General features: G+C 42.5%; 18 protein-coding genes. 5 read left to right on the forward strand and 13 right to left on the reverse strand.

The window, feature by feature from the left end; translation table 11 throughout:
- Nucleotides 1-8: 8 nt before the first annotated feature.
- On the reverse strand, nt 9-752 hold the full coding sequence (kdsB, locus tag C5745_RS06440) for a 3-deoxy-manno-octulosonate cytidylyltransferase (protein ID WP_105716172.1): 744 nt from the start codon (nt 750-752) through the stop codon (nt 9-11).
- Between the two features lie 161 nt (nt 753-913).
- Between kdsB and C5745_RS06445 the strand changes: the two genes are divergently transcribed.
- Nucleotides 914-1,195 carry a hypothetical protein gene (locus C5745_RS06445; RefSeq protein ID WP_133166304.1) on the forward strand — a complete coding sequence of 94 codons (282 nt, stop codon included), beginning with the start codon at nt 914-916 and terminating at the stop codon, nt 1,193-1,195.
- Nucleotides 1,196-1,258: 63 nt separating this feature from the next.
- Entirely contained in the window at nt 1,259-2,269 is a 1,011-nt protein-coding gene (locus tag C5745_RS06450; RefSeq protein ID WP_105716174.1) for a 1-acyl-sn-glycerol-3-phosphate acyltransferase, read from the forward strand.
- Between the two features lie 21 nt (nt 2,270-2,290).
- Here C5745_RS06450 and C5745_RS06455 read toward each other — a convergent pair whose 3' ends face one another.
- Together C5745_RS06455 and purL are read right to left on the reverse strand one after the other, a co-directional pair.
- The gene (locus C5745_RS06455) at nt 2,291-3,397 is read right to left on the reverse strand and encodes a serine hydrolase domain-containing protein (RefSeq protein ID WP_105716175.1); all 1,107 of its coding nucleotides are present in this window, start codon (nt 3,395-3,397) and stop codon (nt 2,291-2,293) included.
- Between the two features lie 77 nt (nt 3,398-3,474).
- A complete protein-coding gene (gene purL, locus C5745_RS06460) occupies nt 3,475-7,161 on the reverse strand; it encodes a phosphoribosylformylglycinamidine synthase (protein ID WP_105716176.1) in 3,687 nt (1,228 codons plus the stop codon).
- Between the two features lie 269 nt (nt 7,162-7,430).
- Between purL and C5745_RS06465 the strand changes: the two genes are divergently transcribed.
- Nucleotides 7,431-9,848 carry an alpha-ketoacid dehydrogenase subunit alpha/beta gene (locus tag C5745_RS06465; protein WP_105716177.1) on the forward strand — a complete coding sequence of 806 codons (2,418 nt, stop codon included), beginning with the start codon at nt 7,431-7,433 and terminating at the stop codon, nt 9,846-9,848.
- A 38-nt stretch (nt 9,849-9,886) separates the two neighbouring features.
- On the opposite strand, the gene aroC is transcribed toward C5745_RS06465, so the two are convergent.
- From aroC to C5745_RS06485, 4 genes are read right to left on the reverse strand one after another with little or no spacing between them, the layout of a single operon-like run.
- The gene (aroC, locus tag C5745_RS06470; RefSeq protein WP_105716178.1) at nt 9,887-10,975 is read right to left on the reverse strand and encodes a chorismate synthase; all 1,089 of its coding nucleotides are present in this window, start codon (nt 10,973-10,975) and stop codon (nt 9,887-9,889) included.
- Between the two features lie 46 nt (nt 10,976-11,021).
- Nucleotides 11,022-12,278: a 3-phosphoshikimate 1-carboxyvinyltransferase gene (gene aroA, locus C5745_RS06475; protein ID WP_105716179.1), complete on the reverse strand. Its 1,257-nt coding sequence runs from the start codon at nt 12,276-12,278 to the stop codon at nt 11,022-11,024.
- Nucleotides 12,279-13,385, reverse strand: coding sequence for a chorismate mutase (locus C5745_RS06480; RefSeq protein ID WP_105716180.1), 1,107 nt, complete (start codon nt 13,383-13,385; stop codon nt 12,279-12,281).
- Between the two features lie 19 nt (nt 13,386-13,404).
- Nucleotides 13,405-14,232, reverse strand: coding sequence for a prephenate dehydratase (locus C5745_RS06485; RefSeq protein WP_105716181.1), 828 nt, complete (start codon nt 14,230-14,232; stop codon nt 13,405-13,407).
- 613 nt (nt 14,233-14,845) lie between these two features.
- Here C5745_RS06485 and C5745_RS06490 point away from each other — a divergent pair.
- Complete coding sequence (locus tag C5745_RS06490) at nt 14,846-15,694, forward strand: DMT family transporter (RefSeq protein WP_105716182.1); 849 nt, start codon at nt 14,846-14,848, stop codon at nt 15,692-15,694.
- Nucleotides 15,691-16,308 carry an IMPACT family protein gene (locus C5745_RS06495; protein ID WP_105716183.1) on the forward strand — a complete coding sequence of 206 codons (618 nt, stop codon included), beginning with the start codon at nt 15,691-15,693 and terminating at the stop codon, nt 16,306-16,308. The genes C5745_RS06490 and C5745_RS06495 overlap by 4 nt, the downstream gene beginning before the upstream one ends.
- 18 nt (nt 16,309-16,326) lie before the next feature.
- Here the strand turns inward: C5745_RS06495 and C5745_RS06500 are convergent, their stop codons facing one another.
- The 6 genes from C5745_RS06500 to C5745_RS06525 all read right to left on the reverse strand — a co-directional run bounded on the left by C5745_RS06500 (nt 16,327) and on the right by C5745_RS06525 (nt 22,889).
- Complete coding sequence (locus C5745_RS06500; RefSeq protein ID WP_133166305.1) at nt 16,327-17,022, reverse strand: hypothetical protein; 696 nt, start codon at nt 17,020-17,022, stop codon at nt 16,327-16,329.
- Between the two features lie 137 nt (nt 17,023-17,159).
- The gene (rodA, locus tag C5745_RS06505) at nt 17,160-18,422 is read right to left on the reverse strand and encodes a rod shape-determining protein RodA (RefSeq protein ID WP_394342062.1); all 1,263 of its coding nucleotides are present in this window, start codon (nt 18,420-18,422) and stop codon (nt 17,160-17,162) included.
- A 1-nt stretch (nt 18,423) separates the two neighbouring features.
- Nucleotides 18,424-20,397 (reverse strand): penicillin-binding protein 2, encoded by a 1,974-nt coding sequence (gene mrdA, locus C5745_RS06510; protein WP_105716186.1) that lies wholly within the window; start codon nt 20,395-20,397, stop codon nt 18,424-18,426.
- A gap of 17 nt (nt 20,398-20,414) precedes the next feature.
- Nucleotides 20,415-20,942: a rod shape-determining protein MreD gene (locus C5745_RS06515; protein ID WP_105716187.1), complete on the reverse strand. Its 528-nt coding sequence runs from the start codon at nt 20,940-20,942 to the stop codon at nt 20,415-20,417.
- The gene (gene mreC, locus C5745_RS06520; protein ID WP_105716188.1) at nt 20,935-21,771 is read right to left on the reverse strand and encodes a rod shape-determining protein MreC; all 837 of its coding nucleotides are present in this window, start codon (nt 21,769-21,771) and stop codon (nt 20,935-20,937) included. Before mreC ends, C5745_RS06515 begins: the two co-directional genes overlap by 8 nt.
- A 95-nt stretch (nt 21,772-21,866) precedes the next feature.
- Complete coding sequence (locus tag C5745_RS06525) at nt 21,867-22,889, reverse strand: rod shape-determining protein (RefSeq protein WP_105716189.1); 1,023 nt, start codon at nt 22,887-22,889, stop codon at nt 21,867-21,869.
- Between the last annotated feature and the right edge of the window lie 93 nt (nt 22,890-22,982).

Consider the following 22,982-nt stretch of genomic DNA (forward strand, 5'->3'; position numbering starts at 1 on the left):
GTACGGTTTTACTGACTAAAAAACTTCCTTTTGATAAGCTCGACATCTTCGGGATGGTCAACGGCAATGGTGTCGAAATCGGTCTCTGCTATTTTGATCTTGTAACCATTTTCTAACCACCGTAGTTGTTCTAACCCTTCTGCTTTTTCATACGAAGACACAGAAAGTTTCGTAATTTCTTTTAATATATCCACTTTATAGCCATATATGCCGATATGTTTAAAATAGGTATAATTGTTTATCCAGTCGCTTTGTTTTGCCCCGCGTTGAAAAGGGATGGTCTGTCGTGAAAAATACATAGCTTCTTTTCTAGAGTTGACCACCACTTTCGGCGTACTTTCATTAAACAGATCATCGGGGTTGTCTATTTTTTTTACCAAGGTTCCTATTTCGGTTGCTGTATCTTGAAAAAGATTACTCAACAGCTCAATCTGTAACGGACTTATAAAAGGTTCGTCACCTTGAATATTAATGGCCACATCAAAACCGCTTATTTTCGAAACCACCTCCGCACAACGATCTGTTCCTGATTGGTGGGTTGAAGATGTCACAATCACATTTCCGGCAAATGAACGCACATGCTCCTCAATTCTAGCGTCGTCCGTAGCTACAATAACTTCTGAAAGACTAGCGCAACCTTTCACCTGTTCGTAAACACGTTGAATCATGGATTTGCCGCCAATATCAACTAAGGGTTTTCCCGGAAAACGGGACGATTCATACCTTGCCGGGATAATTCCGATTGTTCTCATATCCAAAGTAAGTCATTACTTTGTTTACCGCAAAAAAAATAATCAAAATTTCCCCAACGAGAAAGCACTATTCATTATGAAGAAAAAGACTATTCGTGTTGATGAACGCGTCGTTCTTTATAAAGGAAAGAGAATTCGTTAACAGGAAAGTACTATTCATTATGAAGAAAAGACTATTCGTGTTGATGAACGCGTCGTTCTTTATAAAGGAAAGAGAATTCGTTAACAGGAAAGTACTATTCATTATGAAGAAAAGACTATTCGTGTTGATGAATGCGTCGTTCTTTATAAAGGAAAGAGAATTCGTTAACAGGAAAGCACTATTCATTATAAAGAAAAGACTATTCGTGTTGATGAACGCGTCGTTCTTTATAAAGAAAAGAGAATTCGCCAACACGAATGCATCGTTTGTGTACACGAATGGAGAGTTAGTGAAAAGGTAAGAGATTAAACTTTTTTAGAAAAAAAATGTTTAAAAGGTAACAATATAAGTATACCTTAACGATATGTTTTATTCCGTATTACGATTGTTTATTCGCTTAGGATTGAGATGGTATGCTCCTGGGTTGAAAGCCAAGGATCTAGAACTGGCCACCTATAGCTATCCTACTATTATACTAGCAAATCACCCGAATTCTTTTTTGGATGCCCTGGTGATCGCAGCGTATGCGCCGGTAAAAATGTGCTTTCTCGCAAGAGGAGATATTTTTAAGCATCCGGTAGCAAATGTAGTCCTACGATTGCTATATATGTTACCCGTCTATAAACGGAATGACGACGAGGACTTTGCGGTGAAGAACGATTTTACATTTGATGAGTGCATGCGACGATTGGCAGCAGGGCAACATGTGTTGATATTTCCCGAAGGCAGATCCCGAAACCTATGGGAATTGCAGCCTTTCATGAATGGCGGACTGACCTCGCTGCTCGAGCGCTCCTATAAGGCCGAATTGCCGTTACAGATTCAAATCTATACTTTAAATTATAACTCGTTCCGACATGTACCGAAAGTTGTGGAACTGGTTGCATTGCCGCCTTTAGATACGACCGACTATATATCCGGTTATCAAGTACTGGCAGCAGACATTATCCGGGATGGACGGAATAATCTCCGCGACGCTATGTGCGTTGAGCCATTAACTGCGGAAAACAACGTTGGTGGATACAATCGTTTTTTGCACATCTCAGCCAAAATAGGATATTACACGCAGTTTTGGTTTTATCGTGTATGGCGGGATTACGTTAAAAAGAAGACTGAAGGTACCATATTCTACGATTCATTACTTTTCTCGGTATTATTGTTTTCATATCCGCTATTTGTCTTGTTGTGTAGCGTCCTAATAGGACAGTTTGCAGGGTTTTTTGGGGGGCTTTTTGTCTTTATTTTTTTTCCGACAACTGCTTATGCGATGGCAAGGCATCAGCAAACGGTAACAGAAACGGAGGTGAATATTCCCAAGCAAAATTCATGGAATAGAACCACAGGATCTAATGAAAATATGGAAGATTCTGAATAAGAGAAAATTGGGGATAGGAGCCTAATAAGAATCAGCGACTTGAGCAATAAACCTAACCCAGTTGACCTTACTTGTTTTTTCACCCAAACGAACAATAATAAGATTTTTATCAGGATCAACAAAAATGTATTGCCCTAATATACCTTGTGCGTAAAACTGCTCTGCGTTTTTTGTGAGCCACCATTGATACTGGTAAAATGGGGCACTATGTTCGGTGGTATCTAATTTAGTAGAGGCTTTTACCCATCGTTCCGGAATGATCTGCGTGTCGTTCCATTTCCCGTTGTGTAAATATAGTCTTCCTAGTTTAGCAAAGTCTCTTGCGCGGGCATTTAGACAACAGAACGTCTTTTCCAGTCCATCTTTTTCCCGATCGAGGCTCCAAGTGGCATCATATTCCATCCCTAGTGGTTTCCAAATTTTTTCTTCCAGATAAGAACTGACCGTTTGGGTTTTTAGTGCTCTTTCCAATACGAGCCCGAGAAGTTGGGCTGTCCCGCTGTTATAATCAAATTTTTCACCGGGTGTATCGTTCAGTTTTAACTTATTGATGGCTTTCCGAAGGTTTGTGCCATAATAAAAAGTCGCCGCGTGTCCAAATGGATTGGTGTAGCTTTCGTTAAAATCCAGCCCGGACGTCATTTGCAGCAAGTGTTTTATGGTGACAGCGTCAAATCCGTTCGGCTTTAATTCCGGAATATAGTTGGTGACAGGTTCATCCACTGATTGAATTTTTCCCTCTTCAATGGCAATGCCAATGAGCATAGATGTAATGGATTTTGCCATCGAGAAAGATGCAACGACGGATTCCTCCGCGTATTTGTTGAAATATTTTTCGTATTGTATACTGTCGTCTTGTATAACCAGAAAAGCAACTGTTCTGGTGCGTTCCAAATAAGCATCAAAAGGTTCATTGACCTTATCCGTATCGATATTTTCCAGCTGTTTCGGATGACGTGCTTCCGGAAAGATGAAAACCGAAGAAGAAGTTTCTATCGTTCGGTAGGGGAATATTTTATGATCTGTGATATTGGCAAAGTTATAGAATACGAATCTTCCTAGTTTGCACGATTGAAAAAGTAAAACAGATAAAAGCAGAAAACAGATGATTTTGACCGTATTCTTCATAATGTTCCTCGTATGATGTTCATAATAGTGTTTTCCGAATATACAAAAAAGACCCGCCAACTGACGGGTCCCATTGATTATTTATGCTGTTCACACCATTGGCGTGCGTTCACAAAAGCTTCTAGCCAGGGGGTAATCTCATCCTGTCTACCAGCAGGATAAAACGCCCAATTCCATTGGAAGATAGAGCGTTCGATATGCGGCATGGTCACGAGGTGACGGCCTGTCTTGTCGCAAAGCATAGCTGTGTTAAAGTCTGATCCATTCGGGTTGTGCGGATATTGCTCGTGGGCATATTTGGCGACAATGTTGTATTCGTCCTCACTGTGAGGAAGGTTAAACTTACCTTCGCCATGCGAAATCCACACGCCTAATGTGCTTCCCGCTAGAGTAGAGAGCATTATGGAATTATTATCTTGTACTTTTACCGAAACGAAGTTCGATTCGTGTTTTTGTGACATATTATGCAACATCTTTCCATGTATTTCATGTTCCGGATTGATAAGTTCCAATTCCATAAACAACTGGCAGCCATTACAGATACCAACAGACATCGTGTCTGGACGTGCAAAGAAATTTTCCAAGGCTTTTTTCGCTTTCTCGTTGTATAGGAAAGCCCCGGCCCAGCCTTTCGCCGAACCCAAAACATCGGAATTGGAGAAACCGCCTACGGTGCCGATAAATTGAATGTCTTCTAACGTTTCGCGACCCGAAATCAAGTCGGTCATATGGACGTCTTTTACATCAAAACCCGCTAGATACATGGCGTTGGCCATTTCTCTTTCGGAGTTTGAGCCTTTTTCGCGGATAATGGCTGCTTTTGGTCTTGTTGTTCCGTCTGCTGCGCGTGTAGGTTTTTTGCCATTAAATTGGGATGGGAATACATAGTCCAGCGGTTGGTTTTTATAGTTGTTGTAGCGCTCTTGGGCCATACCGTTTTTAGACTGTTTGCTGTCCAATAAGAACGATGTTTTAAACCAGTTGTCGCGTGTTTCAGTTACGTCGAATGTGAATTCGTCTGCGTTATTTCGGAAGGATACGTTTGTTCCGTTGGTAGCTTTTCCAATTTTCACGGCTTGTATGCCCGCTTGGGATAATGCAGTTTCGAGAGCGCCGTCATCTTTAGCCTGTAATACAACAGCGATATTTTCGTTGAATAACGCTTTAACTGTATCTCCTTCACTTAAACCACTTAGGTCGTATTGTGCACCCAAGTTAACGTCAGCAAAGGTCATCTCCAATAACGTCGTAATCAACCCGCCTGATCCGACATCATGTCCTGCGGCTACATGGCCTGATAAGATGGCTTTCTGTATGGCGTTAAATGCCTTTTTAAAGTAAGCAGCATCTTGAATGGTTGGTGCTTCTTTACCGATTTTATTGTTTATCTGTGCAAAGGAAGAGCCTCCCAGTTTGAATGTGTCCTGAGATAGGTTGATATAGTAGATAGAACCTGCATCTTTTGATAATACCGGCTCAATTACTTTATTGATATCAATACAGTTGCCTGCGGCAGAGATGATCAATGTTCCCGGAGCGATTACGTTTTCGCCATTCGGATATTTTTGTTTCATCGATAGCGAGTCCTTCCCGGTAGGGATGTTGATACCCAAAGCGATGGCAAAGTCAGAACAGCCTTTTACAGCTTCATACAAACGGGCGTCTTCCCCTTCGTTATTACATGGCCACATCCAATTTGCCGAGAGTGATACGCCCGCTAGACCATTTTTGATGGGTGCGAATACTAAATTCGACAAGGCTTCAGCAATAGCATTGCGGGAGCCTGCAACGGGATCGACTAACGCTGTTAACGGTGAATGGCCAATAGTGGTCGCAATACCTTCTGTTGAGTTATAGTCCAACGCCATAACGCCCACATTGTTCAATGGAAGTTGTAAAGGCCCTGCACATTGTTGTTTAGCAACACGACCACCGACGCAACGATCCACTTTGTTTGTTAACCAATCTTTAGAGGCAACAGCTTCCAGTTGTAGTACCTGTTTTAAATAAGTAGGAATTGCTTTGACGTCATAAGAAAGATCCGCGTATTCGCGGTCGATTTTGCTGTCGTTCATCACCGTTTTTGGCGAAGAACCGAAGAAGTCCGCCAAATCGTAATCCATCGGTTTCTCTCCCGTTGATTTCGATTGGAAAGTAAAACGGTGATCTCCGGTAACGTCGCCTACGGTATACATCGGTGCCCGCTCGCGATCAGCTACCTTTTTCAGTGTTTCGATGTCCTTGCCCGCAATTACCAAGCCCATACGCTCCTGGGATTCATTACCGATGATTTCTTTTGCTGATAGGGTAGGATCACCTACTGGCAGCTTATCCATATCGATTAGTCCGCCGGTTTCTTCTACTAGTTCTGACAAACAGTTGAGATGTCCACCAGCACCATGATCATGAATCGAAACAATGGGGTTGTTGTCCGATTCTACAAAAGCACGGATAGCATTTGCCGCCCTTTTTTGCATTTCGGGATTTGAACGTTGGATGGCATTCAGTTCGATACCCGAACCGAAAGCACCTGTGTCGGCAGAGGATACCGCTGCGCCTCCCATACCGATACGATAGTTTTCGCCACCAAGAATAACAATTTTATCGCCTGTTTTTGGAGCATGTTTTTTTGCTTGATCTGCTTTGCCATAACCGACACCTCCAGCTTGCATGATGACTTTGTCATAGCCCAATTTCCGGCCTCCTTCTTCATGTTCAAAGGTCAGTACGGAACCAGCGATTAAAGGCTGCCCAAATTTATTACCGAAATCCGAGGCCCCGTTGGATGCCTTGATGAGGATGTCCATCGGTGTTTGATACAACCACGGACGTTCCTTCATACCACTTTCCCATAGTTTATCTTGCGCAGAGTCAGCGCCAAGACGTGAGTACGCTGTCATATAAACAGCTGTACCAGCCAAAGGTAAAGCCCCTTGTCCACCGGCTAAACGATCACGGATCTCACCGCCTGACCCCGTTGCTGCGCCCGCAAATGGTTCTACGGTTGTCGGGAAGTTATGGGTTTCGGCTTTGATCGATAATACTGATTCAAATGCCTTTTCTTCGTAAAAGTCAGGTTTGTCTGCCGATTTAGGGGCAAACTGGGTGACTTTGGGCCCTTTAACGAATGCTACGTTATCTTTATAGGCTGAGATAATTTCATTGGGATTGGTTTCCGATGTTTTTTTAATCAGCTTGAAAAGGGAAGAGGGTTGCTCTTCACCGTCAATGATAAAGGTCCCGTTGAATATTTTGTGACGGCAGTGTTCTGAATTTGCCTGTGAAAACGCAAAAACTTCGGAGTCTGTCAGCTTGCGTTCGAGTTTCTCCGAAAGGTTGTTCAAATATTCCACCTCATCTGGGCTCAAAGCTAAACCTTCCGATTTATTATATGCATCGATATCGTCAATTTCTAAAACAGGTTCTGGTTGGATATCGATGGTGTACATGTCTTGTGTCAATACAGCATATTTTTGCGAAATCATCGGGTCAAAATCCGTAAAGTTCTCATCTACTGAATGAAATTCTTCGATGCGGATAATACCTTCGATACCCATATTTTGCGTGATCTCAACGGCATTCGTACTCCAAGGGGTCACCATTGCAGCACGAGGACCGACATAACAGTTGTATAACGTCTGTTCGTCGAGCTTTTCCGCGTTTCCAAAGAGCCAGTTTAATCTGGAGATATCTTCTGCCGATAAATCGTTTTGAGTTTGCACACCATACACGGTGCGGCTTGGGTTCACAAAGAAATGAATCATTACTAATGGGTGTATTTTGAACGTTCTTCAAATCAAAGTACAAATATACGGAGTATTTTAATCTTTTTTATATGTTCTTTTTATCTGTCAACATTTCTGTTTCGATGAAATGAATGAGCATCTTTTCGATTTTAGAAAAAGAATCTTCATATTCAACAATATAATCTCTTCTCTGCATCGCTATTTGCAGAATGTTTTATGGTTATGCGCTGCTGCTATTTCCAATAATACGTATATTTTACTACTTTTGTTGAAACCATTGGTTAAATATGTCTAATATCACCATGAATATAAACAGTGATTTTGAAACGTCGAAAATCAGTTTTGACGATTTTCGTGAAATCATTTTAAACGATTATAGATTAGCGGTTGAAAGCCGGCTTGCAAGCCTATTAGGTCGCAAGGAGGTGTTAACTGGAAAGGCAAAATTCGGAGTATTTGGTGATGGTAAAGAGATCGCGCAAATTGCACTAGCTAAAGTATTCCAGCCCGGTGACTGGCGCTCTGGCTATTATCGGGATCAAACATTTGCCTTTGCTTTAGGTATATCTAGTATTTATCATTTCTTTTCACAACTATATGCTAATCCTAATCTGGAAGCTGATATATCCTCTGGTGGTCGGCAGATGAACTGTCATTTTTCTACACAACTACTTGATAAGGAGGGGAATTGGATGAACCAGACAGAGCAGAAGAACTCCGCATCGGATATTTCAACAACGGGTGGGCAGATGGCGCGCGTTATGGGGCTGGGTTTAGCATCTAAACTATATAAGGAAAACCGAAACCTGGATTATCTTACCTATTTTTCGCGTCAGGGGAGAGAAGTTGTTTTTTGTACCATTGGGAATGCTTCTACATCAGAAGGCGTTTTCTGGGAAACACTTAATGCCGCGGCCGTAAAGCAAATTCCAGTTGTTATTTCCGTTTGGGATGATGGCTATGGAATATCTGTTCCGAATGAGGTACAGACGACGAAAGCAGATATATCCGAAGTGCTGAAAGGTTTTCAACGTGAAAACGACAGCAACGGTATCGAAATATTTAAAGTACGTGGCTGGGATTATCCGGCGTTATGCGAGGTCTACGAACAAGCAGCTCGTTATGCCCGAGAGGAGCATGTCCCGTGTGTTGTTCATGTCACAGAGTTGACACAGCCACAAGGCCATTCGACGTCCGGATCGCATGAGCGCTATAAATCTGTCGAACGATTGGAATGGGAAGATGTATTCGACTGTAACCTGAAGATGCGGGATTGGTTGTTGCAATCTGGTATTGCACAGGAAGAGGAGTTGAAAGATCTCGAAAAAGAAGCGAAAGAATTTGTCCGTCAGGAACAGCGGCGTGCTTGGGCAGACTATCATAAGACGCTTCAAGTTGATTTAGATGAAGCAATAGCCTTGCTATCGGCTATTGGAAGTCCGATGGTAGAAGTACCGCTAAAGACCTTACAGTCTCTGGCGGAACCATCTTTGAAGGAGGTTTATGGCAATGTAAGGAGGGCAATTCGTGATCTGAGGGGAGTACATTCGCCTGAAAAGGATGCTCTGATGACGTGGTATGCCGAAAAACAGGGACAAAATTTTAATCGCTATAACGATAAGCTGTTTTCTGATACGCTCGATTCTCCATTAAAAAAGGACGGTATACCTGCCCATTATGAACAGGACGTTTCTATTGTGGATGGCAGAGAGGTGCTGAATGCCTGTTTTGATGCTAATTTTAGGCGTGACGAACGTGTCGTTGCTTTTGGCGAAGATGTTGGTAAAATTGGGGATGTTAACCAGGGTTTTGCAGGGCTGCAAGAACAGTTCGGCGAACTCCGTATTTTTGATACCGGTATCCGTGAATCTGCCATTATCGGAAAGGGTATTGGCTTGGCTTTGCGCGGTTTACGCCCGGTAGCTGAAATTCAATATCTTGATTATTTGATCTATGCAATGCCGGTATTAAGTGATGATTTGGCGTGTCTGAGCTACCGTACCAAAGGAACGCAGAAAGCACCTGTTATTATCCGTACCCGAGGCCATAGATTAGAGGGTATCTGGCATTCGGGATCACCAATGACTGTGCTCCTTGGCGGGCTCCGTGGTTTGCATATTTGTGTGCCACGCAATATGACACAAGCTGCGGGAATGTATAATGTGCTTTTGCGTTCTGATGAACCGGCATTGGTGATAGAATGTCTTAACGGTTACCGATTGAAAGAAAAAATGCCTACCAATGTTGGTGATTTTATGGTGCCGATTGGTATAGCAGAACAGATACGCGATGGGAGGGATATCACCGTCGTGTCTTACGGCGCTACGTTGCGTGTTGTGCAGGAAGCAGCCATCGAGCTGGAAAAATTGGGTATTTCTTTGGAGATTATAGACGCGCAGTGTTTACAACCTTTCGACCGAACAGAAATTTGCCGTCAATCGTTGGAGAAAACAAATAGATTATTGGTGGTAGACGAAGACATGCCAGGTGGTGCGTCCGCGTTTATTACACAGGAGATATTGGAAAAGCAAAATGGCTATTACTTATTGGACGGGCAACCTCGGACGCTTTCAGCAAAACCTAACCGTCCGCCGTACGGGTCTGATGGCGACTATTTTACAAAACCATCCGTAGATGACGTAGTAGAATTGGCTTACGAAATGATGAGTGAGTATAATGAAAATACTTTCCCTAGACTGTTTTAATATTATCTTGTAGAGACGCCGGTGCGACGTCTCTACAATTAATTTTTATAAGCCTTAGACCGCAGCACGTGATCGGCTAACACCAATGCCGTCATAGCTTCAACGATGATGACTGCACGTGAAACGACGCAAGGATCGTGCCGTCCCTTACCTGAGATGGTTGTGCTATCACCGGCCTCATTTAATGTTTCCTGATCACGCATAATTGTAGCAACAGGTTTGAAAGCAGTACGAAATGTGATATCCATACCATTGGAAATGCCGCCTTGGATACCGCCGGAAAAATTAGTACGTGTACGGACCTGCTCTTCTTCTTTTAAGAAAATGTCGTTGTGTTCAGAACCTTGCATTTCTGATCCACTGAAGCCTGAGCCATATTCAAATCCATGAACAGCATTAATGCTTAACATAGCCTTGCCTAAATCAGCATGTAATTTATCAAAGACCGGTTCGCCAAGCCCGGCGGGCACACCTCGTACTACCGTCGATATTTTTCCGCCGATAGTGTCTCCTGCTTTTCGTATATAATCAATTAGAGCAATCATTTCATTTGCTGTTGCAGGATCCGAACAGCGGACGATGTTGCTTTCCCGTATGTCGAGTAACGCTGACAAATTAGTTGTGTCCAAGTTTGGAGCTTCCAATGTACCTACAGCTGACACATGCGCAAAAATTTCGATACCCTGACTTTTAAGATAAAGCTTGGCGATAGCGCCTGCCGCTACTCGCGCTGCTGTCTCTCTTGCGGACGATCGTCCGCCGCCACGATAATCCCGGATACCATACTTCTGTTGATAAGTATAGTCCGCATGGGACGGACGGTACTTATCTGCGATATGGGAATAGTCCTTGGATCGTTGATCTTCATTTGGTATAACGATGGCGATAGGTGTGCCTGTCGATTTTCCTTCGAAAACACCGGATAGAATTTGGGCGACATCGCTTTCCTTGCGCTGCGTCGTAATTTTCGATTGTCCCGGTTTACGTTTATCCAACTCAGATTGTATAAAATCTTCGTCGATCGAGATATTAGGAGGGCAACCGTCAATAATAACTCCAATTGCCTTTCCATGCGATTCGCCAAAGGTCGTGATTTTAAAGAGGTTGCCAAATGAATTTCCTGCCATAATGTTGTGATGTGTTTGGTAAATATATACTAATTTAATACCAGGGTTATCCGCTGATTAAGAAACCTTGCTGGCGCAGGTGACTCCAAAAATCGGGATAAGACTTTTCCACTACAATGGGGTCGTTAATCGTCACTTCGTCGAAGATCATTGCCAAGGGAGCGAATGCCATCGCCATCCGATGATCTTCGTATGTGTCAAACGTGATCCGGTTTGGCGCGTAAGCTTCTTTTGTCTTAACGTGGTAAGTTTCTCCATCAGCTACTATCGTGGCACCAAACTTTTCTAACTCGTTCTTTAAGGCGGATAGTCGGTCTGTTTCTTTGATTTTTAAGGTCTCTACTCCGGTGATCGAGATGTCACGGCGAACTGCTGCTGCCAATGCGACGATCGTTTGAGCTAAATCTGGACATCCCTTAAAATCGAAAAGCACCTTATCAGAGCCTTGGTTAACCTTAGCGATGTGCAGTCCGTTTTCCTGGAAAGAACTAGCTACTCCGAAGTGTGTCATCATCTCCATAATGGCGATATCGCCTTGTAGGCTGTGTGCTTTTAAACCTGGTAGCACGACTTTTCCCTCTTCGGATAGCGCGACGATAGCGTACCAATAGGAAGCCGCACTCCAATCCGGTTCAACATAAATTGTTGTCGGCTTAAATTCCTGTGGCGAAATTTCAATGGTATTATCTGTCCATGTATGGGTTATTCCAGCTTCTTGTAACATGTCTAAAGTCATGGTAACATAAGGTTTGGAGGTCAGTTCTCCCGCAATCTCGAGTACCAGCCCTTGCTCTAGGGAAGCGGCAATGAGAAGAAGGGAAGATAAGTATTGACTACTGACATTTCCCTGTATGCTGACCCGCTGTTTTTCCTGCGCCATTCCTCCTTTTATCTTCAATGGGGGGAAACCGCTTTTTTTCTCGTAGTCAATAGCTGCACCCACTGTTTTCAACGCATCTACCAGAATGCCAATAGGACGCTGTTGCATGCGTTCCGTACCAGTAAGGATAAAGTTGCCTTCCGCCAGATTCAGATAAGAGGTGAGAAAACGCATAGCTGTTCCCGCAGGACCAATATCCACCATAACCGTTTCTTCCGTTTCACGCGATGTGTCCACCAGCGCTAGCGCTTTGTTCATGATAACGGTATCAGCGGCCGCTGATAGGTTCTCTACTTTAACTGCTCCGCGACTTAACGCCTGTATAATAAGAGCACGGTTGCTCTCTGACTTAGAACCTGTAAGTTGAACCGTGCCCTTTATTGCTTTCGATGGATGGCGAACTGTAAGTGGTGTTGAACTCATTTAAGCCTCCGCCACAGGTTTCACGTTCATCACTTCGTTTTGCTTGCGAATAGACTCGTTGTGCAATAATTCGAGGTATTTGGTTGCGAAGTCCTCACTAAGCGATAATGCTTTCGCAAGTTGAACTCTTTTTTCTACGATTTCATCCCAACGACTAACCTGTAGGATAGTAACGTTATTATCACGTTTGTATTCACCAATTTTTTCAGCAATTTTCATGCGGTCGCCAATTTGTTTTAGGATTGCGTCGTCTAACTTATCTATTTGCTGACGCAATTCCGCAAGTTTATCATCGAAAATAGGATTGTTGGATTCTGGATGGCGAACTGCTAAGTGATCGAGTAAGTCTGCCAATGCAGCAGGAGTCACCTGTTGTTTAGCATCTGTCCAAGCAACTGATGGATCGATATGCGACTCTACAATCAAACCCTGTTGATCCATATCCATTGCCTTCTGCGAAATATAGGGGATTAGTTCGCGGTTGCCGCAGATGTGACTAGGGTCGTTAATGATAGGGAGCTCAGGGCAAGCTGATTTCAACTGGACGGCGAGATCCCACATTGGCTCATTACGGAAGGCCGTTTTCTCGAAAGACGAGAATCCGCGGTGGATAGCACCTAATTTTTTTATACCAGCGCGGTTGATACGTTCTAGTGCACCAATCCATAGGGAAAGGTCTGGGTTGACCGGGTTTTTGACGAATACCGGTACATCGACACCTTGTAAAGCATCTGCAATTTCCTGTACAGTGAATGGATTTGCTGTAGAACGCGCACCCACCCATAGGATGTCTACACCAGCAGCCAATGCTTCTTCTACGTGTTTTGCTGTAGCTACTTCCGTTGCAGTCAATAGGCCTGTTTCTTCCTTCGCTCTTTTTAGCCACGCCAACCCTACGCTGCCTATTCCTTCAAACTCACCAGGACGAGTACGGGGTTTCCAAATACCCGCGCGTAACACATTTACTTTCCCTGTGTTTGCCAATAAATGTGCGGTGGAAACCACCTGTTCTTCTGTCTCTGCACTGCATGGTCCTGCAATGATTAACGGTTTATCGCCTGTATCTATCCAAGATTTTAAAGGAGCGATGTCTAATGTATGTTTCATATTTTTATAATTTTTTATACTATACTTTCTCGTTTTTTATATATTCCCCCATAATAGTGAAATTTATGGTGTGTTTTAATACTTTGCGAATAGCCGCGTCATAGTCGCTTTGTTTTTTCCATTCTACATCTACATAGAAATCATATTCATTTCGTCGACCTACCACAGGCATGGATTGGATTTTACTCAGATTCACATTCTGTTCTGCGAAACATTGCAGCACATTGGCTAAAGCACCTACGGCATTTCCAGTTTGAAACGATAGGGAAGCCTTATTCGCATTCTTTTGTTCAATTATCTCGTTTGATAAAATCAAGAAACGTGTTGCATTCTTCTTGTTGGTTTCGATTCTCTTTTCCAGAATTTCTAAGCCATATAATTCGGCTGCCGCGATACTGGCAATTGCAGCGGTATGCGTCAGCTTATTTTCAATAATACTTTTGGCACAGGCGGCAGTGTCCATCCCCTCCTTTATTGTCCAGTCTGGATGTTCACTCAAAAATTCATCGCATTGGCGTATAGCGATCGGGTGAGATTCGACAAATTTAATGTCAGAAAGTCGCGTACCCGGCAACGCCAACAGATTTTGCTGTATGTTTAGATGAACCTCCCCAATAATGTGGAATTTGTAATCACGGAGTAGATTATAGTTTGGTAAAATACTACCGGCAATGGAGTTTTCGATGGCCATCACAACATAATCTGTTTTACCGTGCTTTAGTAGTTCACAGGTTTTCTTGAAAGACTCGCACTCTATAATTTCAATGCCTTCCGCCCCGAAATATTTTTGAGCTGCTTCTTCATGAAAAGAAGCTCTAACACCTTGTATCGCAATTCTTGTTTTCATTTTTTTTATTTAACCGCCTAGGGTACTATTTTCATACAAAAAAGTCCCGAACATCATCCGGGACTTTTTTGTCTATTCACACAAACATACAAGCTCCCAGCTTACCTTTTATAGTAAAAGTCGCCAAAATAAAAGTATGTGTTGCGTGTTGTCATGTCTCAAATTCTACAGTTCAAAAGTAGAGCTATTATTTTATATATCCAAAATAAATTTAAAAATAGTTTGTTTTTTTTGTGTTCAATTTTGCGGTTTAAAACGATGTTTTTTTCGGTTATTTTTGTCGGATTTTTGTGTATTATATCAGTTCTTTTTCTATCCCCAATTTTCTTTTATTGATTTACTATTATGTTTATATACAGTGCTTTAGGTTTTTAATGACTAACACATTAATCTATTTTAAACTAATTTTTTTTCATTTAATTCGTCAATTTTATGCTATTTTTTTTGTCATTAGTGGTGTTTTTTATGGGTTATTTTTGTGATAAAATTTATTGTATTTTCATTAAAAAACGGACTTATATAGAAAAAGGGTCCCGGTTCGCAAGTGACTGCTAGTCCGGCTTGCAGAATAACGTATTATTTCATTCCTTTGCCCACATATCAAGGTAATTGTATGTTTTACGTACTTCTTAGTGTAATCTGTAGTGTGACAGTTTCTGTCATCATTAAACTGGCGAAAAAAAATGGTGTGCAGCATCTGCATCTTGTTGTTTGGAATTATCCCGTCGCGGTATTAGCAACGCTGTTGTATCTAAAGCCGGGCACGGTTGTCGTTCCGCCGTCTGCACTACCATGGGGTTTGTATTTGTTATTGGCGGTGCTGCTACCGTCTATATTTTTATGCATTGCCTATGCTATTCAGTACAATGGTATCGTTAAAACGGAGGTTGCACAGCGTCTTTCGTTGTTTATTCCTTTATTGGCTGCCTTTTTTATCTTTAAGGAAGTGATAGGTGTGTCTAAATTGGTGGGGATCGTTGTCGGGATTGCTGCGATCCTGTGTTCTATTGGTTGGAAAAAAGGAGGTGCGAAGGAGGGCTGGGTTTATGCTCTGGCCGTGTTTTTTGGGATGGGGATTATCGATATCCTTTTCAAGAAGGTCGCACTGTTCCGCGCAGTACCGTATACTTATTCTATGCTACTAATTTTCTTGTTGGCAATGTTTATATCTTTTGGTTTTTTGATCTATCGCATGTCAATAAGAAAAGAGCGTTTACAATTTAAGTCCATTGTTTGGGGTATAGTCTTAGGATTATTTAACTTTGGCAATATCCTGTTCTATATGAGAGCCCATCAGGAACTGTCTGAGAGTCCTTCTGTCGTTTTCACGGGAATGAATATTGGTGTTATTCTACTCGGGGCGATCGTTGGCGTGGGCTTTTTCTCAGAGCGGCTGACGTTTTTGAATAAGATAGGCTTATTATTAGCCGTTTTTTCCGTATTAATAATTGCGTTACTGTGAGTTTATTTGAAGATACATATTTAACGATTGATCAATCCAATGAGGGATTGTTTAGGGACAAGGGGAGTAAATTTGTTGCCTATGCATATCCCTTTGAAAACGAAGAAAAGCTCAATGATATTATTGCAGAGCTGAGAGCATTGCATCCGAAGGCACGTCATTATTGCTGGGCATATCGTTTGACACCCGACCGTTCGGTTTTCCGCTTAAGCGACGACGGAGAGCCTTCTGGAACGGCAGGGCGTCCCATACTGAATACGCTATTGTCGAAAAATGTAACCAATGTCTTAGTGGTCGTGGTGCGCTATTTCGGCGGCACACTTTTGGGTGTCCCCGGGTTGATAAACGCCTATAAAGCGGCCACACAAGAGGCTTTGGATGCAGCTAGGATTATCGAAAAAACGGTTAATGATGTTTATCGGATTACCTTCGATTATTTGCAAATGAATGAGGTGATGCGTCTAGTCAAAGAAGAAGATCTGCCTATTTTAAAACAGGCGTTCGACAACAATTGTTCTATGGATGTGGAAGTAAGAAAATTACGCGTTAATCAAGTCGTCGAGAAGCTCGATATGCTAAGTGGTGTCCAGTATGCATACCTTCACACGTTATGATGTGCCGTCAGGTAACTGTTATTCCGATCTTTTTAATTTGTCCCTTAACAGCCGATCAACTATTTCGACTCGGTGATAAATAGCTTGGGCCGCGTCGACCAGGTGTTTGTATTTGTTAAATACTTCTCTCGCTAATTCCGTGTAGTGAAAGAAACATGCCTCTACTTTTCCATATTCTTCTAAAAAGGACTGGTGGTCATCGTCTAATGATACCGTATGGACAGACACTTCTTCATAACGTGGGTATAGTTCATCAAGCGCACTGAAGTATTTAGGGTCGATCACAGCGTCATCTTCGTAGATATTTTCTATGTCGCGATTGTATGTTTCGGTCAGGATTAGTATTTTCTCATAGAGGTTCTGTAAATCCAGATTGTGTTTGTCGCAGATAGTAAAAAAGTTCCCGATATCAATAGTGATTTCGCCGTCAAAGAACTCTTTATCTTCCAGTTCGGTAACACCTAACCAATCTTCTAAAATTTCCAGTTCCTGTTCCATGCCGAGACGTCGAAAAGACAGGTCCGCAATAATATCGTCCGCCGCTTTGAGTTCGCTCTGTATTTTCATTACGTGCTCCTTGATTTCCCAAGTTTTATCATGTGCCTCGTAATAGAATTGCAGAGCTTTCTGCTCAAACGGAGGCGGCGTGATTTGGTCGTCAAAATCGAGTGTAATATTCTTTAAGGGGTGTTTTTTAAGAATTGTTCTGATCATATGCATGCTACTGTACCGCGCGTTAAAGTTACCGAATTTATTTAAGAACGAGAAGATTGCGGTTATGCAGCGCAACCGGATTCAAAACGGCCACTTTTAAGATACCTCTCCGCTGGTATGTGACATTAGGAACACCATCACCCGTTGAGCCCTTTACGGCTTGAATCAAAACGTAGTAGGATAAACAAGAGAACAGTAAAGCTCCAAAGAGAAGAACCGCCATAACTGAGCAAAGGAAGAGGGATGCCGATAACGGGTACCAAACCTATCGTCATACCGATATTGATAAAGAAATGGAAAAATAGGATAGATGCGACACCGTAGGCGTAAATGCGTGCAAAAGCGGTCCTTTGGCGTTCTGCGATACTAATTAAGCGGAGTAGTAGTGTCAGATAGATGGCGATAACGACCGTGGAGCCCACGAACCCCCATTCTTCGCCAATGGTACAGAAGATAAAATCGGTGCTTTGTTCCGGAACGAATTTGTATTTTGTTTGTGTTCCCTGCAGGAAGCCTTTTCCAAGTAGCTGTCCCGACCCGATGGCTATCTTGGATTGGTTGAGGTTATACCCTTCGCCCCGTGGATCGTGAATCTTTCCCAAAAGAACGTCAATCCGGTTGCGTTGGTGTGTTTGCAAAATATGTTCATAGGCAAAATCTACCATCAGGACGTATACGGCGCATGCAAAAAAAAGTACACCAACATTGATAATATATTTACGCTTTTTCCGCAGCGAATAAATTAGTAATCCCGCAATGAGTGCTAACACACCAATAATAATCCATTGATTGATCAGGAGAGCTAATATAAATAGGAGGATAGCGAGGCCCCCTAATAACAGGAGCGTGTTTCCAACATACCCTTCTCGATAAAATACAAAAATTAAGGCGAAGAACGCTAGCGCAGAACCTGTGTCGGGCTGGAGCATGACTAAAGCGACAGGGAATAAAACAATCAAAGCCCCTATAAAGAGTGTTTTGATATTCGGGTTCTTGTTGGTCTGAGAACTAAGATACGTCGCTAGGAGTAAACAGGTAGCCAGTTTACCGAATTCGGAGGGTTGCAAACGAAAGCTACCCAATGGTATCCATGCTTGGTTTCCTCCTACATTCCGACCGATAATCAATACTAGTATCAACAGTAGGATGACTACTGCATAGATAAGGGGAGATGTTGAAATAAAAAACTTCGCGTCGATAATCAAGATGCTGAATCCGATAATCAAGGCCGTGAAAATATAAATAGATTGCTTGCCATAGTTTGTTTCCATACTAAAAATGCTTGGCTGCTCCGGGTCGTAAACAGCGGCATAGATGTTAAACCAGCCAATCAGGCAGAGGGCAAGCCATAATAAAATAGTGAACCAGTCGATACGGCCAAAAAAGTTTTTCTCTCCCATTTTATTGATGCCCCTTTCTTATTAAACTGTGATGCACATAACGTTCACGGTTTGGTTCAACAGTTTGTATTCCCTTTGTAATGGGGCGTTCCGCAGGCTTCTTAGTGTTGGAAGTACTTTTGTTCACTTCCGATTCCTTTTCTTTCTTTGGTTCGGGAAGAAAGTTTGCATTATAAATACGATCCTGTATATATTTAGGTAACGTAATGGTGTCTTTCAGGTATTTTTCGACGAGCATATTAACAATGGGACCCGCCCAGGTACCGCCGTATCCCGCGTTTTCTACGAATACAGCAATGGCTATTTTAGGATTTTCGCGCGGTGCAAAGGCAAAAAATACAGCATGGTTCTCACCGTGCGGATTCTGGACGGTCCCCGTCTTGCCACACATTTCCACATCTGGAATACGTACCCTGTATCCTGTTCCGCCTGGAACATTCACGGCACGACTCATCCCTTCAATAACAGGTTCATAGTACTTAGGATCTACGCCTGCACTTATTTTTTCCTTAAATTCGTCTTTCACGATGCCCTTTTCACCAATAGCTTTAACGAGGTGCGGACGGTAATAAAAGCCGCGGTTAGCGACGATTGCCATAATATTGGCCATTTGCAGTGGTGTGACGCCCATTTCCCCTTGTCCGATAGATAAGGAAATATTAAATCCGGAACGCCATTTATCATTCCCATAACGTTTGGTATAAAAATCGGAAGTAGGGATTAAACCCGGCTGTTCCCCGGGGAGGTCTATACCTAATTTACGGCCTAGCCCAAACTTCGCTAATGCCTCTCGCCAAAGATCGTAAGCCTTGGGACCAGACATACCTCGGGAGTCGATCATCCGCGCATAGGTATAACCGTAGTAGGTGTTACAAGATGTCTGTATCGATTTTGCTAAACTGGTTGCACCGTCGACGTGTGTACACCGCATAATTGCCCGACCTCCACCATAGCGGTAACCACCGGGGCAGTAGAAAATAGTATTTTCGTCGATGACACCCGCTTGCTGAGCTGTTAGCGCCGCTACAACCTTAAAAACCGATCCGGGAGGATAGGAGGCTTGAATCGGGCGGATAAACATAGGCCGTGTCTCATCCCGCAGGAGTTTCATGTAATTATTGCCGCGTTGTCTCCCTACCATCATATTGGGGTCGTAAGATGGGGCGCTGACTAAAGTTAGTATCTCTCCGGTAGCGGGTTCAATAGCAACGACTGAACCCATTTTGTTTTTCATTAGTTTTTCTGCCAAAACCTGTAAATCACGGTCGATCGTTGAAATTAGACCATCTCCGGCTACCGCGAGCGTGTCATATTGGCCGTCCATAAACGATCCCTTGGGCCTATTGAGTGCATCTACCATTTGGTTTTTTACGCCTCGTTGTCCGCGTAGAAGCTCTTCGTAAGCGCGTTCAATGCCGCTAGCGCCAATATAATCACCCGGCCGATAAAAACCTTCCGATTGCTCGATATTCTTGTCATTTACCTCTTGGATATAGCCCAGGAGTTGTGGTGCGATACTGTCTGGATAGCTCCTGACGGTTCGGTTTTGGACATAGAATCCTCGGAATTTATACAGATGTTCTTGTAATCTTGCATAAGTTTCTGCAGATAGCTGTTTTTCAAATATTGAAGGACGGTAAGGGGAGTGCGCCCGGGCTTTATTCATCCTCTTTTGGAATCCATCGTAATCGACGTCGATAAGCTGACATAAAAGCGTGGTATCAATTTCTTTTGCTTCGATAGGCGTTACCAATAAGTCGTATACTGGTTCGTTTTGTACCAACACTTTCCCGTTCCGATCATATATTACTCCTCTTGCTGGATATATGACTACTTTACGTAAGACATTGTTATTGGCTGATAATAAATAAGATTTGTCAATAACTTGAATGTAAAATAGACGAACCACGATGACGATTGCGATAGCAATAAAGATCCCCTGAATAACAAATTTACGAGCAAAGAAACTATTCATGAATGTAAGCCCCCAATTTAAATGTTACCAACGCGTGACTTTCTTCTATAAACGAGCAAGTTCATCAATACGATGATACAAGTTGTAAATATACTACTTAAAATAGTACTTGCCAGCGTATACAAGAAATTAGAGAACGTAAATGTTTCTACAAGAAACAGGAAGAAGTGGTGTACAAACGTACCAAAAAATACATAGGATAGAAACCATTTCGTACCCATCACGCCTAGCGACGGCGTATTAAATGACTCTTTAAGTTCGACTTCCACTGTGATTTTATGAAAGAATATACGGAATAATCCCAAACAGACGCACGCTGCGGCATGTACGCCCACGGAATCATAAAAAGCATCTATGACTAATCCTGTTACAAAAGAGATCAAAAATAATAATAAATTGGGTAATCCTATCGGCAGAAGGAATATAAAGAAGATATATGGATAAGTGGTCGCTACGTTGTAATATCCTATATTTTTAAATAAGGCTACCTGTAGTAAAACCATGATGACAAATCGGACAATATTTGTGATGATTACTCTACCCATTATCTTGACTATCGGCTTCTAATGTTTCTTTTTCTTTAATCAATAAATCTTTTACCACATATACATGGTGTAAATTGCTGAAATTCGTTGAAAGTTCTATTTTCAGATCTAAAAAACTCTCGCCCGAGGTTATACCTGTTTCGACAATTCTACCCACCTGGATGCCTGCGGGAAATAGTGAAAAACCAGAAGTATAGACTTTTTCTCCTTTCTTAATTTCAACATGATTAGGGATGTCCTTTACCATTCCATAGCGGGGATCTATGCTACTTCCCCAAACCAACGACCCGATTATTTCAGAGCTGTCTAACATGACAGAAATCCTAGTGTCGGGGTGTAGTAATGACTGCACCGAACTGAAATGCGTGGAGGTTTGAAGCACAACGCCAACCACTCCATTAGAGGTAATGACTCCCATTCCTTTTTCTACGCCGTCAGCCGAACCTTTATCGAGCGTGAGATAGTTGTTCTTCCGATGTATACTGTTGTTAGCGACATTGGCTACGATAAAGGCGTATCTGCCTTGTTCGATGGAGTCAATAATATGGACTGAATCCGCGGAGGTATCCGCCTGAAGAAGGTTTTGGACCTGTTGTCTCAAAAGCACGTTTTCAGCCGCCAATTCCTCATTCGTTTCATTTAATGAGAGATAACTTTTCCAGGAATTAACTTGTTCGTAATACGAGCCGACAACAACATTAGACGAATTAATAAAAGAAGAGCGCTGGAAATTGTTATTCCGGACAACTAAGATAATGGATATTACAAAAAAGAGAATAAACCAAAATATAGCATTATATCTAACCAGAAATAACCAAAGGTTCCTCATATGTTTTGGTTTCTATTATTTAGCTCTCAACAAATACGCGATATAAACGACTAAGTTCGTTTATATCGCGTATATATCAATGGATTATAATGCTATTACTGCATTAAAAATTTAAATCTTCCAATGTTTTTTAACGCAATCCCCGTACCTCTCACGACTGCGCGTAACGGGTCCTCGGCAACATGTACCGGTAGTTTTGTTTTCGCTTGTATGCGTTTGTCTAAGCCTCGTAACAATGCCCCGCCGCCCGTTAAATAGATACCTGTTTGATATATGTCTGCCGACAGCTCAGGAGGTGTAATTTCTAAAGCCTTTAGGATGGCCTCCTCTATCTTCGAGATGGATTTATCCAAACAGTGCGCTATTTCGGTATAGGACACCGTGATCTGTTTTGGGATACCTGTCATAAGATCCCGACCTTGTACCGCGAAATCTGCCGGTGGGTCTGTAAGTTCAGGTAGAGCTGCTCCGACTTCAATCTTGATTTTCTCCGCCGTACGTTCGCCGATCATGATGTTGTGCTGACGACGGATATACTGCACAATGTCGGAATCAAAATTATCTCCTGCCACACGGATTGATTGATCGCAAACAATACCGGAGAGAGCGATAACGGCAATTTCTGTAGTACCGCCGCCGATATCGATGATCATGTTGCCGACTGGCTCTTCAACATCAATACCAATACCGACTGCTGCGGCCATAGGCTCATGAATCAAATAAACTTCTTTGGCACCTGCAATTTCTGCAGAATCACGTACCGCACGTTTTTCTACTTCTGTAATGCCTGAAGGGATACAAACGACCATCCGCAATGAAGGGAAAAACCACGATTTACCCTTATTCACTAGTTTCACCATCCCGCGGATCAAATGCTCGGCAGCGGTAAAATCAGCTATAACACCATCACGTAATGGTCTTACTGTTTTTATATTATCGTGCGTCTTGCCTTCCATTTGCATTGCTTGTCTACCGATAGCGATCACCTTGTTGGTGGTGCGGTCAAAAGCAACGATAGAGGGTTCATCCACTACTACTTTGTCATTATGTATAATTAGGGTGTTTGCTGTCCCTAAATCGATAGCAACTTCTTGCGTAAACCAGTTAAATAACCCCATGAAGTATATATTGTCTTGTTTTCAAATTTAAATGCAAACCTAAGTAAAAAAAATGGTTTTATCCATCTGTTGCCTGCGAAAAAAAGCGACTTT

Source organism: Sphingobacterium haloxyli (genome assembly GCF_002980525.1).
Taxonomy (GTDB): domain Bacteria; phylum Bacteroidota; class Bacteroidia; order Sphingobacteriales; family Sphingobacteriaceae; genus Sphingobacterium; species Sphingobacterium haloxyli.